The 15,734-nt window shown below is 61.1% G+C and carries 15 protein-coding genes; 6 read left to right on the top strand and 9 right to left on the bottom strand.

All coding sequences use genetic code 11. From position 1 onward, the window contains the following. Positions 1–52: 52 nt before the first annotated feature. Together CAF76_RS23680 and CAF76_RS23675 are read right to left on the bottom strand one after the other, a co-directional pair. Positions 53–499, bottom strand: coding sequence for a hypothetical protein (locus tag CAF76_RS23680; RefSeq protein ID WP_085648720.1), 447 nt, complete (start codon positions 497–499; stop codon positions 53–55). Continuing rightward, positions 496–924, bottom strand: a complete 429-nt coding sequence (locus CAF76_RS23675) for a DUF4160 domain-containing protein (RefSeq protein ID WP_085648719.1) — start codon at positions 922–924, stop codon at positions 496–498. The genes CAF76_RS23680 and CAF76_RS23675 overlap by 4 nt, the downstream gene beginning before the upstream one ends. A 201-nt stretch (positions 925–1,125) precedes the next feature. On the opposite strand from CAF76_RS23675, the gene CAF76_RS23670 reads away from it, so the two are divergent. From CAF76_RS23670 to CAF76_RS23660, 3 genes are all read left to right on the top strand, one after another. After that, positions 1,126–2,037 carry a LysR family transcriptional regulator gene (locus CAF76_RS23670; protein WP_085612592.1) on the top strand — a complete coding sequence of 304 codons (912 nt, stop codon included), beginning with the start codon at positions 1,126–1,128 and terminating at the stop codon, positions 2,035–2,037. 140 nt (positions 2,038–2,177) lie between these two features. Beyond that, positions 2,178–2,627: a type II 3-dehydroquinate dehydratase gene (gene aroQ / locus CAF76_RS23665; RefSeq protein ID WP_039771771.1), complete on the top strand. Its 450-nt coding sequence runs from the start codon at positions 2,178–2,180 to the stop codon at positions 2,625–2,627. Continuing rightward, positions 2,624–3,478, top strand: a complete 855-nt coding sequence (locus tag CAF76_RS23660) for a shikimate dehydrogenase (protein WP_085648718.1) — start codon at positions 2,624–2,626, stop codon at positions 3,476–3,478. The genes aroQ and CAF76_RS23660 overlap by 4 nt, the downstream gene beginning before the upstream one ends. A 33-nt stretch (positions 3,479–3,511) precedes the next feature. On the opposite strand, the gene CAF76_RS23655 is transcribed toward CAF76_RS23660, so the two are convergent. Next, positions 3,512–4,189, bottom strand: a complete 678-nt coding sequence (locus CAF76_RS23655; protein ID WP_007958797.1) for a TetR/AcrR family transcriptional regulator — start codon at positions 4,187–4,189, stop codon at positions 3,512–3,514. A gap of 102 nt (positions 4,190–4,291) precedes the next feature. Continuing rightward, complete coding sequence (quiC, locus tag CAF76_RS23650; protein ID WP_085648717.1) at positions 4,292–6,193, bottom strand: 3-dehydroshikimate dehydratase QuiC; 1,902 nt, start codon at positions 6,191–6,193, stop codon at positions 4,292–4,294. Positions 6,194–6,466: 273 nt separating this feature from the next. On the opposite strand from quiC, the gene CAF76_RS23645 reads away from it, so the two are divergent. Then, on the top strand, positions 6,467–7,804 hold the full coding sequence (locus tag CAF76_RS23645; RefSeq protein WP_064599596.1) for an MFS transporter: 1,338 nt from the start codon (positions 6,467–6,469) through the stop codon (positions 7,802–7,804). Positions 7,805–7,864: 60 nt separating this feature from the next. Here CAF76_RS23645 and CAF76_RS23640 read toward each other — a convergent pair whose 3' ends face one another. From CAF76_RS23640 to CAF76_RS23625, 4 genes are all read right to left on the bottom strand, one after another. Further along, positions 7,865–8,743, bottom strand: a complete 879-nt coding sequence (locus CAF76_RS23640; protein WP_085648716.1) for a DMT family transporter — start codon at positions 8,741–8,743, stop codon at positions 7,865–7,867. 66 nt (positions 8,744–8,809) lie between these two features. Next, positions 8,810–9,625: a sugar phosphate isomerase/epimerase gene (locus CAF76_RS23635; protein WP_085648715.1), complete on the bottom strand. Its 816-nt coding sequence runs from the start codon at positions 9,623–9,625 to the stop codon at positions 8,810–8,812. 2 nt (positions 9,626–9,627) lie between these two features. Next, the gene (locus CAF76_RS23630; RefSeq protein ID WP_085648714.1) at positions 9,628–10,689 is read right to left on the bottom strand and encodes a Gfo/Idh/MocA family protein; all 1,062 of its coding nucleotides are present in this window, start codon (positions 10,687–10,689) and stop codon (positions 9,628–9,630) included. Positions 10,690–10,805: 116 nt separating this feature from the next. Continuing rightward, complete coding sequence (locus CAF76_RS23625; protein ID WP_039771781.1) at positions 10,806–11,582, bottom strand: IclR family transcriptional regulator; 777 nt, start codon at positions 11,580–11,582, stop codon at positions 10,806–10,808. A 177-nt stretch (positions 11,583–11,759) separates the two neighbouring features. Between CAF76_RS23625 and CAF76_RS23620 the strand changes: the two genes are divergently transcribed. Both CAF76_RS23620 and CAF76_RS23615 read left to right on the top strand, forming a co-directional pair. Further along, positions 11,760–13,496, top strand: a complete 1,737-nt coding sequence (locus CAF76_RS23620; RefSeq protein WP_178076193.1) for an FAD-dependent oxidoreductase — start codon at positions 11,760–11,762, stop codon at positions 13,494–13,496. Further along, positions 13,480–14,313, top strand: coding sequence for an aldo/keto reductase (locus CAF76_RS23615; protein ID WP_085648713.1), 834 nt, complete (start codon positions 13,480–13,482; stop codon positions 14,311–14,313). Before CAF76_RS23620 ends, CAF76_RS23615 begins: the two co-directional genes overlap by 17 nt. A gap of 18 nt (positions 14,314–14,331) precedes the next feature. Here CAF76_RS23615 and CAF76_RS23610 read toward each other — a convergent pair whose 3' ends face one another. Further along, a complete protein-coding gene (locus CAF76_RS23610; RefSeq protein WP_143491843.1) occupies positions 14,332–15,732 on the bottom strand; it encodes a hypothetical protein in 1,401 nt (466 codons plus the stop codon). Positions 15,733–15,734 lie beyond the last annotated feature (2 nt).

The following is a 15,734-nucleotide window of genomic DNA, read 5'->3' as shown; positions in this document are numbered from 1 at the left end:
CAAGTGCCAGAAACAAGAAAGCCGTCCTCATCGACGGCTTTTTTGTGCCTGTTCATGGCACGGGATCGATCTTGCGCGGACGCCCGCCCTTCCTGCCGTTGGCCCGTGCAGCTTCAGCTTTCGCAGTGCTGCTCTGGCGGCCATTGCGCGAAGCGATCACCGAGGCAGCCATGGCCATCAGTGGCTGACTGGCGGAGATCATCCCGGCGATGGAAACCTGCAGGTCCTTGCCGTCGTGGCACAGCGCGGTGCCAGCGAAGCCGACGTTCAATCCGCTGAAGTCTTCCGGTTCGAAGTCATCGAATTCGCGGTAGAGATTCACTGGGAGCAGCACGCCGCTGTCGTCCTCGAAGTGAATCACCAGGCAGGGTTTCTGAAAGGCCACCGACACGGCTTGAAGGCTGCTGCGTCGGCGCACGCCACCACGGTCGACAGCTTCATCCAGACGTTTTTCCGTGACGGGCCGATCCGCGTGCAACGCGGCTTTGACTGTTTTCATAGTTCTATTTCCACTCCTTCGTGAGCGCCGACCAGGGCCAACAGGGTTTTGTTGACCTCCGGCTCGTAATACGCCGACCCAATCCTGAAACTCGTGCTGGTGACTTCCCGCAGCACCGCCACCTGATTCGACTGCCCGTCCCACCATTGATTGTCGAGACAGGCCGTTCGCAACCGAGTCCACCAGATCCAGCGCGCCCGCCGCAGATGTTCGGTTTCACGCAGCGACTGGCGCAGCCCTTCAAGCAGGCTGACCGGCGGTCGATGCGACAACGGCACCACATCCCACAGTTCAACGCCGTTGTGCCAGAAACTGAATTTGAAGCGGGCGCTCCAGGCGCCTGCATCCACATGTGCGTGGGGCGGACAATGTTCGTCATGCAACATGATCACCACTGACAGTCCTTTGTAACTGCATACTTTCATGCTACCCATCCGTTAGGTTTAAAGTTTCAACACTTGCCATTCCCTGGCAAATCCGACCATCGGCGCCAACGCATGCTGTGGCCGTTACCTTTCGAGCCTAGTGCGGGAGCCGTAAAAGCCCCGCGCAAAATGGTAAGCAGTTCTTTCGCAGCGGCCGCGCATTTGCTACATACGAAGACTCATTCCCCGGCGCAATCAATCATGCAGAGACACTTCGACGATCTTCAGCTGGGCAGCATCGAGCTGTTTTGCCTGGCCGCCGAGTGCGGCAGTTTCACCGGCGCGGCGCAGGCGGCTTCGGTGACGCCGGCAGCGGTGAGCCGCTCGGTATCCCGCATGGAGGAACGCCTGGGCGTGCGGCTGTTCGCGCGCACCACCCGCAGCGTGAAACTGACCGACAGCGGCCGGCGCTACTACGAAGAATGCAGGCAGGCGCTGGCGCAACTGGTCGAGGCGCAACGGGAAGTCATGGGCCAGCAGCAGGAACCGTCCGGCACCCTGCGTATCAGTATTCCTACAACCTACGCCCATCACCGGATCCTGCCGCTGTTGCCCGCGTTTCGTGCGCGCTTCCCGCAGGTGAAGGTCGACATGCACATCAGCAACCGCAACATCGACTTCGTCGGCGAGGGCTACGACATGGCGATCCGCGTGCGGGCGATTCCCGATTCCGGCCTGATCGCCAGACATCTGGAAGACGCGGCGCTGGTGATGGTCGCCAGCCCCGACTACCTCAAACGCGCCGGCACGCCGCAGACCCTCGAAGACCTCGAACAACACGAGTGTATTCAGTACGAATTGCCCAGCAGCGGGCGGCGGATCACTTGGCTGTTCTATGAGGAAGACGCGCCACGGGAAATCCTCGCCGAGGGCAACTTCTGCTGCTCCGATGACGTGCTCGGTGGCGTGACCCTGGCCAAACATGGCGCCGGGTTGTTCCAGACGTATCGCTTCATTGTCGAAAAAGAACTGGCCGACGGCTCGTTGGTGGAAGTGCTCCAGCCCTACAGCGGACGCTCGCGGCCGTTCACTTTGCTGTACCCGCAGAATCGCCACATGCCGCTGCGCGTCAGGGCTTTCATTGATTTTCTGGTCGAGCAGTTGCCGCATTGATTTCACCTGTGTGCGATCACCGCACACAAAACCGGGCTGTCGATGCAGAGCAATTGATTAAAGTAACCATCTAGTACAATTTAACTCCACAGGTCGAAACCCTCGGCCCAAGCCAAAAACAATAAGTGGAGTTTGCCCCCATGCCCCCTATCGTTCTGGTGCTCAACGGCCCGAACCTGAACCTGCTCGGTACCCGTGAACCGGCAACCTACGGTCACGAAACCCTGGCCGACATCTCTGCCCTGTGCGGGCGCGCCGCCGAAGAGTTCGGCCTGGCCGTGGAGTTTCGCCAGACCAACCACGAAGGCGAACTGCTCGACTGGATTCACGGCGCCCGCCAGCGCTGCGCCGGCATCGTGATCAACCCGGCCGCCTGGACCCACACTTCGGTAGCGATCCGCGACGCCCTCGTTGCCAGCGAATTGCCGGTGATCGAAGTACACCTGTCCAACGTCCATGCCCGCGAGCCGTTCCGTCATCACTCGTTCGTCTCGGCCATCGCCACCGCCGTAATGTGCGGCTTCGGCAGCCACGGTTATCGCCTGGCCCTGGAACATTTCAGCCAGCGGCTGAAGGGGCGAACCGCATGAATCGTAACAACGTGATACTCGCCGGGCTGATCGGCGCCGGCATCCAGGCCTCCCGCACCCCGGCGCTACACGAACACGAAGGCGACGAACAGGGCCTGCGCTACTTGTACCGGCTGATCGACCTCGATCAACTGCAATTGGACAGCAGCGCCCTGCCCGATCTGTTGCAGGCCGCCGAACGCATGAATTACACCGGGCTGAACATCACCTTCCCGTGCAAGCAGGCAATCATCCCGCTGCTCGATGAATTGTCCCCGGAAGCCCGAGGCATCGGCGCCGTGAACACGGTAGTACTGAAAGACGGTAAACGCGTCGGCCACAACACCGATTGCCTGGGTTTTGCCGAAGGTTTTCGTCGCGGCCTGCCAGACGTTACCCGCGAACGTGTAGTCCAGATGGGCGCCGGTGGCGCAGGCGCGGCAGTCGCCCACGCCTTGTTGAGCGAAGGCGTACGGCAACTGAGCATTTTTGATGTGGACGTGGAGCGCGCCGAAAGCCTGGCCAACAACCTCAACCAGCATTTCGGTGCCGGTCGGGCCGTGGCCGGACATGATCTGGCGAGCACGCTGAGTCAGGCCGATGGTCTGGTAAACACCACGCCGATGGGCATGGCCAAATTACCCGGCATGCCCGTGCCGGCGGCGTTGCTGCGGCCCGAGTTGTGGGTGGCGGAGATCGTGTATTTCCCGCTGGAAACCGAACTGCTGCGCAACGCCCGCGCCCTGGGTTGCCGAACCCTGGATGGCGGCAACATGGCGGTGTTTCAGGCAGTGAAGGCGTTTGAGCTGTTCAGCGGCAAGGTGCCCGATGCGCAACGAATGCTCGCGCATTTTCAAAGCATGAATGGATAAAACAGTGAGGGGGCCTGGCCCCCTCGACTTCGGTCACGCCTGCAAGTAGCGCAGTACCGACTCACAAATCATCTCGCGATGACGTTGCTTGATGCTTTCGTCCGGCAGGTCGATCTGGAAGATCTCACCGAAGGTATGGCGGTTCGATACGCGATAGAAGCAGAACGAACTGATCAACAGATGCACGTCCAGCGCGTCGAGCCCGGCGCGGAACACGCCTTCTTCAGCACCCCGACGCAGAATCTCGCCCAGGGAATCGAGGATGGTGTTGTTCATCGCCTTGATCGCATCGGAACGCTTCACGTACTCGGCGTTGTGGATGTTTTCGATGCTGACGATCCGCACGAAATCGACGTTGCGGTCGTGGTGATCGAAGGTGAATTCCACCAGACGCCGGATCGCTTCCACCGGCGGCAATTCAGCCAGGTGCAGGCGGTTTTCGGTGCTGCGGATATCACCGTAGAGCTTCTCCAGCACCTCGACGTACAACTGCTCCTTGCTGCCGAAGTAGTAATAGATCATGCGTTTGGAGGTGTGGATACGCTCGGCGATCGCATCGACGCGAGCACCGGACAGCCCCTGCTGGACGAACTCGACGATCGCCTCCTGCAGGATGTTCTCGCGGGTCTTTTCCGGGTTGTTCTTACGACTTTTGCGCGGCTCTACCGCGGGTAGAACGGGAGCTGCGGAAAGTTCTGAAGTCATTGTCATTGCGGGCTCACGGCCATCACTGCACAGGCTGGCGATTATGGGCCGCGCGACCCAGTGAAGGAAGCCGCGCGACCGGTGTTTAATCCCGCGTTTACGAATTTCCTACAACTTCGCCTGGCGAACCGCGCCACTGCGTGATTTGGCCATCGCCGCCAGCCGCACCGCGACGTTGGCGGCGCCATAACCGGCGTAACCGTTCTTGCGCTGGATGATCTCGAAGAAGAAGCGCCCCTCGAACGGCTCGGTATAGACGTGAAACAACTCGCCGCCCTGCGCATCGCGGTCGTACAGCACGTTGTAGTACGCCAGTTCGCTGAGGAATTCGTCATCGAAATCGAAACGCGCCGCGAGGTCATCGTAATAGTTCAGCGGGATGTCCAGCAGCGGCACGCCTGCCTCTTTCGCCCGGCTGACTTCGGCGAAGATATCGTCGCAATCGAAGGCGATGTGATGCACCCCGGAACCGCGATAACTCGACAGCGCGTGTGAGATCGCGGTGTTGCGGTTCTCGGAAATGTTCAGCGGCAGACGGATCGAACTGTCGCGGCTACGCAGGGCGCGGCTCTTCACCAGCCCGTACGGATCGGGCAGCACCACTTCATCGTCAGCCTCGAAATCCAGCAGGCTCTTGTAGAACAACACCCAGCTGTCGAGGCTGTCTGCCGGCAGCGCCATGGCCATGTGGTCGATGCGCTTGAGGCCGCCGCGCGCCACCGCGTCCGGCAGCAGATTGAAGTCGGTGCCGTAGACATCCGCCTCCTGATCCACCAGATAAATCAGGCTGCCGTCCGGTGCACGCACCGCCGCCAGTTCCAGTTCATTGGGGCCGACCAGTCCGCGATACGGCTGACCTTTATAGGCGACGGCGCGGGCCAGCGCGCTGGCGCTGTCCTTGACCCGCACGGCAGTAGCGCACAGTGACGGGCCGTGGGCCTCGAAAAAGCTGTGGCCGAACGAATAGGGTTCAGAGTTGAGGATCAGGTTGATATCGCCCTGGCGCAACAGGCTGACGCTCTTGGAGCGATGCTGGCCGGCCTTGACGAAACCCAGCCGTTCCAGCCAATTCGACAGCTTGGCACCCAGGCTTTCATCCACGGCGAACTCAAGAAACTCGATGCCGTTGTATTCACTGGCCTTCGGCGTTTCGAAGAGGATTTCGCGGTTATCCACAGGACGGATTTCCTGCTCCAGACGCTGGCGGGTTTTCTCCTCCAGATAAAGGAGCGAACGCAGACCATCGGCGGCATTGGCCCGAGGCGGCGCGGCGCGGAAGCCGTCGTTGAAGATTTCCAGCGACAGCGGCCCGGTGTAGCCGCTCTGGATGATCGGAGCGAGGAAGCCCGGCAGATCGAATTCGCCCTGCCCCGGGAAGCAGCGGAAATGCCGGCTCCACTCCAGCACGTCCATCGCCAGGATCGGCGCGTCGGCCATCTGTACGAAGAAAATCTTGTCGCCGGGAATCTCGGCAATCGCCCGTGGATCGCCCTTGAGCGACAAGGTGTGGAAGCTGTCGAGCAACACGCCGAGGGCCGGGTGATCGGCCTGACGCACGATGTCCCAGACCTGTTGATAAGTGTTCACATGACGGCCCCAGGCCAGCGCCTCATAACCGATGCGCAGGCCACGGGCACCAGCGCGCTCGGCCAGCAGGCGCAGGTCGTCGATGAGGATCTGCTGATCGCCGAGACTGTCGGGGGAGGCGTTGCTGCAGACCAGCACCAGGTCGGTGCCCAGTTCCTGCATCAGGTCGAACTTGCGCTCGGCCCGCTCCAGATTGCGCTCCAGACGATCACGGCGGCAGCCTTCGAAATCGCGGAACGGCTGAAACAGGGTGATGGCAATCCCGAGGTCGGCGCACATCTGCCGGATTTCCCGGGGGCTGCCGTCGTAATACAGAAGATCGTTCTCGAAAATCTCCACCCCGTCGAACCCGGCGGCGGCAATGGCTTCGAGTTTTTCCGGCAGGGTTCCGCTCAAGGAGACGGTGGCAATGGATCGCTGCATGTTTCAACTCCCGGTGGAGACGTCGGCTACGGAAATTGCGCCGCTTTTATAGGGTGAGCGAATTATTGGTCCCGGTTTTTCATTGAGCAATTTAAACTGTACTACCCGGTTAGTTTTGCGTGCGATTATCGAACAGAATGCCGGTTTGGCGAATTGACGATTTTTCGTCCACTGCCCAACATCCGTCTCACCTTGAGTCCGGAACTGAACCACCGGTCGCAGCGTGCACAAGAAAAGCACACCAAATAACAAATCCAAAAACGGGTGGAACACATGATTCCTTCACAGACTTCCCGCATGGCTCCGGCCATGAGCACTGCCACGGGTGGCATCGGCGACAAGATCCGCGGCGCCATGGCCGTCGGCAAGACCCGTTGGGGCATGCTGGCGCTGGTGTTTTTTGCCACCACCCTGAACTACATCGACCGCGCCGCCCTCGGCGTCATGCAGCCGATCCTCGCCAAGGAAATGAGCTGGACGGCGATGGACTACGCCAACATCAACTTCTGGTTTCAGGTCGGCTACGCGATCGGTTTCGTGCTGCAAGGACGGCTGATCGATCGGGTCGGCGTCAAGCGCGTGTTCTTCTGCGCGGTGCTGCTCTGGAGCCTGGCCACCGGCGCCCACGGTCTGGCGACCTCGGCGGTGGGCTTCATGGTCTGCCGATTCATCCTCGGTCTGACTGAAGCGGCCAACTACCCGGCCTGCGTGAAGACCACGCGCCTGTGGTTCCCGGCCGGCGAGCGCGCCGTGGCCACCGGCATCTTCAACGCCGGCACCAACGTCGGCGCGATGTTCACCCCGATGCTGCTGCCGCTGATCCTTCACGTGTGGGGCTGGCAGGCTGCGTTCCTGTGCATGTCGGCACTGGGCGGGATCTGGCTGCTGTTCTGGGGCCTGAAGTATTTCAACCCGGAAGATCACCCAAACGTTAAGCAGTCGGAGCTGGAATACATCCAGAAAGAAGTCGAACCGGAACAGGCCCGCGTGCCGTTCTCGAAAATCCTGCGGATGCGCGGCACCTGGGCCTTCGCCCTCGCCTACTCGCTGACCGCGCCGGTGTTCTGGTTCTACCTGTACTGGCTGCCGCCGTTTCTCAATCAGCAATACAACCTGGGCATCAACGTCACCCAGATGGGCATTCCGCTGATCATCATCTATGTCACCGCTGATTTCGGCAGCGTGGGCGGCGGGATTCTGTCTTCGTTCCTGATCGGTCGCGGCATGAACTCGATCAAGGCGCGGCTGCTGTCGATGTTCCTGTTCGCCTGCTGCATCATCGGCGTGGTCATGGCCGCCGGTTCCGCCAACCTGTGGATTGCCGTCGCCGCCATCTCCCTGGCCATCGGCGCGCATCAGGCCTGGACCGCCAACATCTGGAGCCTGGTGATGGACTACACGCCCAAGCACATGATGAGCACGGTGTTCGGTTTCGGCGGCATGTGCGCGGCGATCGGCGGGATGTTCATGACCCAGATCGTCGGCCACATCCTGACCGTCACCAACAACAATTACACCGTGCTGTTCACCCTGATCCCGGCGATGTACTTCATCGCGCTGACCTGGATGTACTTCATGGCACCGCGCAAGATTCCTACCGTCACCGAGTAGCCCTTCAATACTGAGAAGCCGTCCTGCACCGACCGGCCTGATTTCAGGCCGGTTTTTCTTTCAGCGCCGGCTCTGCTGCCACGCTGCCGCCAGCCCGCTGCAACAGATCACTACGATCCCGATCACCGTCATCAGGGTTGGCGTGTGCGCAAACAGCAACCAGCCCAACAACCCCGCGAACACGATCTGGCAATAGCCGAACGGCGCCAGCAGTGCTGGTGCGGCATGGCGGAACGCCTGGGTCAGAAACAGATGCGCGGTCATTCCGCAACTGCCCAGCGCCAGCATCAACAACGCATGGCCCAGGCTCGGCACTTGCCAGAAGAACGGCACCAGCGCACTCATCACCAGCGTGTTGCACAGCCCGGCGAAAAAGTTGCTGGTGGTCGGGCTGTCGACTTCGGCGAGCTTGCGGGTGAGCAATTGATAGAAGCAGAAAAACAGCGCCGAACAGAATGGCAGGAGAATCGCCGGGGTGAACAGGTCACCGCCCGGATGGACGATGATCAGCACCCCGATGAACCCGCACACCACCGCGATCCACTGACCGCGCGTCACCCGCTCCTTGAGCAGCGGCACCGACAGCGCCGTCACCAGCACCGGCGCAAGAAAGTTGACCGCCGTGGCTTCGGCCAGCGGGATGTACAGCAACGCCGTGGTGAAAAACAGGCTGGTGCCCAACAGGCACAACGCCCGCGCCAACTGCCACAACGGGCGTTTGGTGCGCAGCACACGCAGCCCGGACTGCGGCAGGAAAATCCCCGCCATCAGCAACGTGTGCACCAGATACCGTGCCCACACCACCATGACGATCGGATAAAAACCCGAGAGGTATTTCGACAGCGCGTCGTGACTGGAAAACAGGAAGGTTGCCACGACAATCAGCAAGATCCCCTTGAAGGGTTGGTTGACGCCGGAAAGCGGAGTGCTGACGGTCATGGGCTCTCTCTGAATGAAAAATAAACGGTGACGAGGTCGCGTGCGCCCTCGCCCCTTGAAGCAGACTTAAAGCCGGGCCAACAATTCCCGCGTCCGGTCGATTGCCATTTGCGCCCGCTGCAATCCACTCACGCCTTGCTCCAGCAATTTGACCGTGGGAATTTCCAGACTCAGGGGAAGGTTAGCCGGAAGACTGCGCAACAAGCCGCTCAAGTCACAATCGCCCTCGCCGGGAAACCGTCGTTCATTGCGGGCCTGACGCAAGATCTCGGCCATGTCCGTCGGCCTCGGCCCGGCAACATCGCACAACTGTGCATAGCGCAGCCGTGAGGGCGGCACGCCATCCAGATCTTCCAGCCGCGATCCGGAACGGTCGAAGTGAAACGCATCGACCAGCACCGCACCGTTTTCGCGCCCGGCGTTGGCGACGATGCGCAACGCCTGCTCAAGATTGCGTGCATCGGTCCAGGGCATGAACTCCAGATGCGGATGCAAACCGTAACGCGCCGCCAGATCGCAGAGTGCCGCAAAATTATCGGTGAGCCGCTGCTCGTCAGGATCGTTACCGGCGACCAACAACTCACTGGCACCGAACTGCGCGCCGACGCTGAGCAGTGGCTCGAAATCCGCGACCACTGTCTGCGGCTTCAATCGAAGGATTTCCACGTCGAGCACGCCGACTCCGGTGTCACGCAAACGCGCCAGTGTCTGACGCCGCAAATCGCCATCGGCTACCAACGGAAAGTGATATTCCTCGGGCGTCGCCGGCTCCAGACGCAGGCCGACATGGCTGTAACCGGCACGGGCGGCAACCTCGACCATCTCGGGTGGCGACAACTCCAGCACGGTCAGGCTGGCCAGGGACAGAATTCGTTCGCTCATGTTCAGGCCTCGATCTGCGCGGGTTCGGTGGCGCGACCGCTGGCCGCCGCTTCACGGATGGCCTCGACCAGCGCCAGCGTGCGGGCGGCGTCGGCGGCACTCACCAATGGTTCGACTTCCCGCCGTACCACGCGGACGAAATGCTGCAACTGCAACCGGAGGGCTTCGTCCGGTGTGAACGGTTCATCAACGGACAGCAACGGCTCATGCCAACCGGCATCCACCTGCTCGGCGCGGTAATGCCAGCGCTTGAGTTGCGGAATGCTCAAGGCCCCGGCCGTTCCCGCCAGTAAATAGCACGGCTGATCCGCCTGACGTGGATAGACCGGGTTCTCACCGGAGTTCAACTCCCAGCTCCATGGAGCCGCCACCGCATCGGAACCGGTCAGCGTGCCCAGCGCTCCCCCGGCAAATTGCAGCAGAATCGCCGCGCTGTCTTCATTGGCAAAACCGCGCACCGAACGGTCGGTGATCGCCTGCACCGAACGCACTTCACCACACAGGTGACGCAGCAGATCGAGGTCGTGAATCAGATTGGTCAGCAGCATGCCCGCACCTGCTTCGCGCCGCCACGCGGTTTCGAAATACTGGTCAGGCTTACGCAGCTGGAACAACGCAGTCACCAGCGTCAGCCGTCCCAACGCCCCATCCTTGACCAGCTCATGAGCACGCACGATCAATGGATTGTGCCGCCGATGATGGCCGACCAGCACCGGTACGCCGCTGCGCTTCACCGCCGCCACCAATTCCCGCGCTTCATCCAGGTTTACGCCCACCGGCTTTTCCAGCAACACCGGAACGCCTGCAGCCAGGCAGTCCAGCGCGGTGCTGACGTGCTGATCATTCGGATTGGCGACGATCACTGCATCAGGCCGATTCTGCTCCAGCATCTGACGGTGATCGGCGAAATGCGCCACACCCCACTCCGCCGCCAGGGCCGGTGCCTGAGGGCCGGGGTCGGCCACGGCGCATAACGTGGCCTCAGTGAGATTCTTCAAGTGCCGGTAATGTTGCTGGCCCATGTTGCCGGCGCCGATCAGGGCAATTCGAAGGGGCGGGTTCAAGGTGCGATCCTTTTGTGATTGTTGTGGGAAAACTCACTCCATCAACAATTTAGAACCGGGTTCCAGATTCTCACACCCACCCGACCGAAAAGTGGGCGAACAGCGCACAGCTTTGCTTAAACGAACAATTCCGAGGCCAGGCTGGCCGCCGACAGCTCCTCGGTAAACGTCAGCAGCAACGGCGCGAGTTCATGCAATCGCGCCGCCGACATCCGTGCGCTTGGCCCAGCAATGCTGAGCACGCCAATCACCCGACCATCGGCGGGATGTTTCACCACGGCAGCAATCGCCGAAGTGCCCACCGCCGAGCTTTCTTCCACACAGGCATAGCCCTGTTCCCGGGCCACGCGCAGGCGTTCGAGCAGTTCAATGTTGGAGCGCGGCGCATTGGGCCCGATATCCGCCGGCACCTCCGCGCCCTGGCGCTCGACCAGCGACAACGCCTCGGCGTCGCTCATGCACGCCAGCCACGCATGGCCCGACGCGGTGTAGAACAGCGGCGCGTCGCGGCCCATGTCCGGGTCGTAACGCAGACCGCTGCGAGCGCCCTGGGCCTTGGCGATCCAGGTCTGGCGCTCGCCGTCGATCACCCCCAGACGCACCAGCTCACCGGTCTCCTGGGCCAGTCGATCGAGCACCGGCTGCACAATGTCGGCACCGCTGCTCGACAGATATTGAAAGCCCATCGCCACCAGTTTGGTCGACAGGTGATAACGCAACGTCTCCGGGTTCTGCCGCACATAACCCAGGCGGATCAGCTCGGCGAGCAGGCGGTGCGTCGCGCTCTTCGGAATGTCCAGTTGCTCGGCCAGGGTCTGCATCGGCAGCCCGCGCGGATCACTGGTGAGGCTTTCCAGCACGCTGAAAACCCGTTCGATTTGACTGCCAGCCATGGTGCGCTCTCGGTGAAATTTCGCCGATTCTAGAAGACATCCCGAGGAATGCGAAATCTGGAACCCGACGTCCGATAACCGCCCACTTTGCGCGTCAGTCGGTTGATCTGCTTCGCCCGCACTGGTTATTTTCTGGAACATGATTCTAAAAACAATTGATTGCTGGAGCCCTTGCTGATGTCTGCCCTTCCCGATATCGACTGCGACGTTCTGGTGGTCGGCTCCGGCGCCGCCGGTTTGTCGGCCGCCGTCACCGCCGCCTGGCATGGCTTGAAGGTCATCGTGGTGGAAAAGGATCCGGTGTTCGGCGGCGCCTCCGCGTGGTCCGGCGGCTGGGCGTGGGTGCCGTGCAATCCGCTGGCCCGGCGCGCCGGGATCGTGGAAGACGTGGAATTGCCGCGCACCTATCTGCGCCACGAACTCGGCGAGCACTACGACCCGGCCATGATCGACGCCTTCCTTGAAGCCGGCCCGCGCATGGTGGCGTTCTTCGAACAACACACCGCCCTGCAATTTGCCGACGGCAACGCCATCGCCGACATCCACGGCGAAACACCGGGCGCCGGCACCGGCGGACGCTCGGTGATTGCCGCTCCCTATGACGGGCGAAAGGTCGGGCGCCTGCTCAAGCGTCTTCGCACAACCATGCGCGAAACTTCATTCATGGGCATGCCGATCATGGCGGGGGCGGATCTGTCGGCGTTTCTCAATCTGACTCGCTCGTTGTCGGCGGCCTGGCACGTGACCCGGCGTTTCACTCGCCACCTGCTGGATCTGGCGTTGCATGGCCGGGCGATGCAATTGGTCAACGGCGTGGCGCTGGTAGCGCGGCTGGCGAAATCCGCCGAAGACCTCGGCGTGCTGTTGTGGGAGTCGGCGCCGGTGACGGAACTGCTGCGCGACGAATCACGCATCACCGGCGCTCGCGTGCACACCGCGAAAGGCCCGGTCACTGTCCATGCGCGCAAGGGCGTGGTGCTCGCGGCCGGCGGATTTGCCAACGACATCGAGCGGCGCAAAGCGTTGTTCCCTCGCACGCCCACCGGTCATGAACATTGGGCGCTGCCACCCTTGGGAGTGAATGGCGACGGTCTGCGACTGGGTGAAACCGTCGGAGGCCGGGTCAATACCGATGTGGCCTCGCCCGTGGCGTGGGCGCCGGTCTCGCAGGTGCCACATTCCGACGGCAGCATCGGCCATTTCCCACACATCATCGAGCGCGGCAAACCGGGCGTCATCGGCGTACTGCGCAACGGCCAGCGGTTTGTCAACGAAGCCAACGGCTATTACGACTACGTCAGCGCCATGGTCGCCGCCGCCCCCGAGGGCGAAGAGGTCGCGTCCTGGCTGATCTGCACCCGCGCGTTCCAGCGGCGTTACGGGCTCGGCATGTCTCGGCCGTTTCCGGTGCCGGTGTCAGGTTTTATCCGCAGCGGCTATCTGAAAACCGGCGACACCCTGGAGGAATTGGCCGCTGCATGCGGCATCGACGCGAAGGGTTTACGCGTCACCGTCGATGACTACAACCACCATGCCCGGCACGGCGAAGACCCGCTGTTCGGTCGCGGCTCGACCCCGTACAACCGCAAACAGGGCGATCCGGCGCAACAGCTCAATCCGTGCGTGGCGCCCATCGAACAAGGCCCGTTCTACGCGGTGAAGGTGCAGCCGGGCTGCTTCGGCACCTTCGCCGGGCTCAAGGTCAATCCGCATGCGCAAGTGCTCGACGCCGGAGACCGGCCCATCGCCGGGCTCTACGCGGCGGGTGGCGACATGGCCAGCATCATGGGCGGGCATTATCCGGCAGGCGGGATCAACCTCGGCCCGGCCCTGACTTTCGGTTACATCGCCGCCCGGCACATGGCGGGCGTCACGGCTTTCGAACAGGAGATCGACCATGCAGCACATCGTTAACAGACAAGGACTGAACCTGCCGAAACTCGGCCTCGGCACTTGGCCGATGCTCGGCGACGAATGCACCCGCGCCGTAGAGCAAGCCCTGGAACTCGGTTACCGACACATCGACACGGCAGCGGCCTACAACAACGAAGACGCAGTCGGACAGGCGCTGGCGAATACGCCGACACCCCGCGAGCAGATCCACGTCACCACCAAGGTCTGGTGGGATCAGTTGCAACCGGACGCCATGCGTCACTCGCTGGATCGCAGCCTCAAGGCCTTGCGCAGTGAATACGTCGACCTATTCATGATCCATTGGCCAACCACCGACTGGGACCTGCCGCGCACCCTTGAAGCCCTCGCGTCGTTCAAGGAGCAAGGTCTGGCTCGCAACATCGGTGTGGCGAATTTTCCGCTGCCGCTGCTGCGCAAAGTCGTCGAGGAATACGGCATTCCTCTGTCAGCGATCCAGGTCGAGTACCACGTCCTGCTCGGACAAAACGCCCTGCTCCACTACGCCCGTCAACACGATCTGGCGCTGACGGCCTACACGCCACTGGCACGCAACAAGGTCTCGGAAATTCCGCAGATTCAGCAGATCGCCGAAAAACACGGCGTGCTGCCGACTCAGGTCGCGCTGAAGTGGCTGCTGGATCAGGACAACGTGGCGGCGATTCCCAAGGCCAGCAGCAAGACCAATCAACTGGCCAACCTGGCGTCACTGCAGGTCGAACTGGACGATGACGACCGGGCGCTGATCGCCGCGCTGCCCAAGCGCGAACGTCAGGTCAGCCCGGACTTCGCGCCGGTGTGGGATTCGTTTGATCGCTAACCGTCAATGCAGGGCGCGTCATCGCCACCAGTAAAGGGATGAACTGGCAAACGCGTATATGGCTGCGCCCGATGCAATGCCGTTCAGTGTCAGCGTCACATTTGCGAGATATTCATCGTAAAGGGGGTCCATATCGAGTCGATAGTCGGTTCGAGCCTGATGGGTCCACCCTCTGGCCACGTAGGTGGCCAGAGCCATTTTCCTGGGATGTCGATATCCGTTCTTGTAACCCACAGATACAGCAACTCGCGCAAAATCCGAAAAAGTCGACGGGCACCCTTCATATGTGAATGCTGCACCGTGATGAGTGGCTACAAGGCCATTGAACTTATAGGGCACCCTGCTTCCGTGCAGGATCGGGATATTGATAAAGTCAGCGTCTCCTGGCAGCAAAATGCCTTTTAATTGCGCGGTATCAGAAGGTCGCCACTCATGCACCACCATGGCCAGTCCATTTTGATTCGGATCATTGGCGCGACGTCCTCTGCTGATCTCGCGAGTCCGATAAATCGACACGTGGTCAAACTCCATTTCGGAACGGGACGCGGGCCACAAATACAACTGTCCACGTCGATTGAGCTCTCGGACAAATCGCCAATGCAACGGTCTGAGCTTGACCCCGCCCCAATCTGACCCGATACCCGGCACAATCCACGGCCTCTCCAGCGCCGGAATGTGCCAGGTAATGGTCGAACCTCCACCACGATGGAAAACCACAGTGTCTATTGCCATGCCCCAGTGATCCCAATCCCAGTGAGAAAGCACCACAGGTGCTGTCCTTTCACTACCGCTGGATAAATCCGGCTTGAACCGAGGCAAGCCTGCTCGGTCTTGAAACGTCGTTGGCCACCCCAAATCAAAAAATAGATGGGTGTCAGACCCACTCTGAATCGCGTTCAAGTTTCCTTGCCCGACATCGACGACATTGACCCGGATGGATTGGCTACCAGCAATGCGAAAGGCTCTGCCGATGTTTGCTCCCTCGAACAGTGGCGCAGTCGGAAGTTGCGTCAACGCATCAAGCGATTCATTCACTGGAGGGTCAGCCGGGGTAATGCTGATCACTCGATAAACATTGTTCAGCTGCACATTGTCGTCAGACAAAAGAAATCGAACGGCCACCCCATCGTTGGTTGATGCCCGCAGGATGATTTTCCACCAGGACTGAGAGTTGAACTGCTGGACGGTCACCTGCAAGATTCGCCAGGCCTCGCGTCGGCTTATCGCAAACAACGCGACCGGGTAACGTTTGTCATCGTCCAGGCTATCTTGCCCAAGCGCACCCGCCTCTGCTTTTCGCTCGCACGATTCGTGAAAGGCATCAAAAACAATTTCACCGCCCTCGAAATTGCCCAAGGGGTCGATGGTGGACAAGTTCATCAGGCCATAAAAAACCAGTGTTTCTTCAACCGCATCCATTC

The sequence above is a fragment of the Pseudomonas sp. B40(2017) genome, assembly GCF_002112855.1.
Taxonomy (GTDB): Bacteria; Pseudomonadota; Gammaproteobacteria; order Pseudomonadales; family Pseudomonadaceae; genus Aquipseudomonas; species Aquipseudomonas pharyngis.
Note: the sequence above shows the minus strand (reverse complement) of the source record. Positions and strands in the feature narration are given on the sequence as shown.

Coding starts and splice junctions, on each gene's coding strand:
- CAF76_RS23680 (WP_085648720.1), bottom strand. CDS start 499: ATGAAAACAGTCAAAGCCGCGTTGCACGCGGATCGGCCCGTCACGGAA.
- CAF76_RS23675 (WP_085648719.1), bottom strand. CDS start 924: ATGAAAGTATGCAGTTACAAAGGACTGTCAGTGGTGATCATGTTGCAT.
- CAF76_RS23670 (WP_085612592.1), top strand. CDS start 1,126: ATGCAGAGACACTTCGACGATCTTCAGCTGGGCAGCATCGAGCTGTTT.
- aroQ (WP_039771771.1), top strand. CDS start 2,178: ATGCCCCCTATCGTTCTGGTGCTCAACGGCCCGAACCTGAACCTGCTC.
- CAF76_RS23660 (WP_085648718.1), top strand. CDS start 2,624: ATGAATCGTAACAACGTGATACTCGCCGGGCTGATCGGCGCCGGCATC.
- CAF76_RS23655 (WP_007958797.1), bottom strand. CDS start 4,189: ATGACAATGACTTCAGAACTTTCCGCAGCTCCCGTTCTACCCGCGGTA.
- quiC (WP_085648717.1), bottom strand. CDS start 6,193: ATGCAGCGATCCATTGCCACCGTCTCCTTGAGCGGAACCCTGCCGGAA.
- CAF76_RS23645 (WP_064599596.1), top strand. CDS start 6,467: ATGATTCCTTCACAGACTTCCCGCATGGCTCCGGCCATGAGCACTGCC.
- CAF76_RS23640 (WP_085648716.1), bottom strand. CDS start 8,743: ATGACCGTCAGCACTCCGCTTTCCGGCGTCAACCAACCCTTCAAGGGG.
- CAF76_RS23635 (WP_085648715.1), bottom strand. CDS start 9,625: ATGAGCGAACGAATTCTGTCCCTGGCCAGCCTGACCGTGCTGGAGTTG.
- CAF76_RS23625 (WP_039771781.1), bottom strand. CDS start 11,582: ATGGCTGGCAGTCAAATCGAACGGGTTTTCAGCGTGCTGGAAAGCCTC.
- CAF76_RS23620 (WP_178076193.1), top strand. CDS start 11,760: ATGTCTGCCCTTCCCGATATCGACTGCGACGTTCTGGTGGTCGGCTCC.
- CAF76_RS23615 (WP_085648713.1), top strand. CDS start 13,480: ATGCAGCACATCGTTAACAGACAAGGACTGAACCTGCCGAAACTCGGC.
- CAF76_RS23610 (WP_143491843.1), bottom strand. CDS start 15,732: ATGGATGCGGTTGAAGAAACACTGGTTTTTTATGGCCTGATGAACTTG.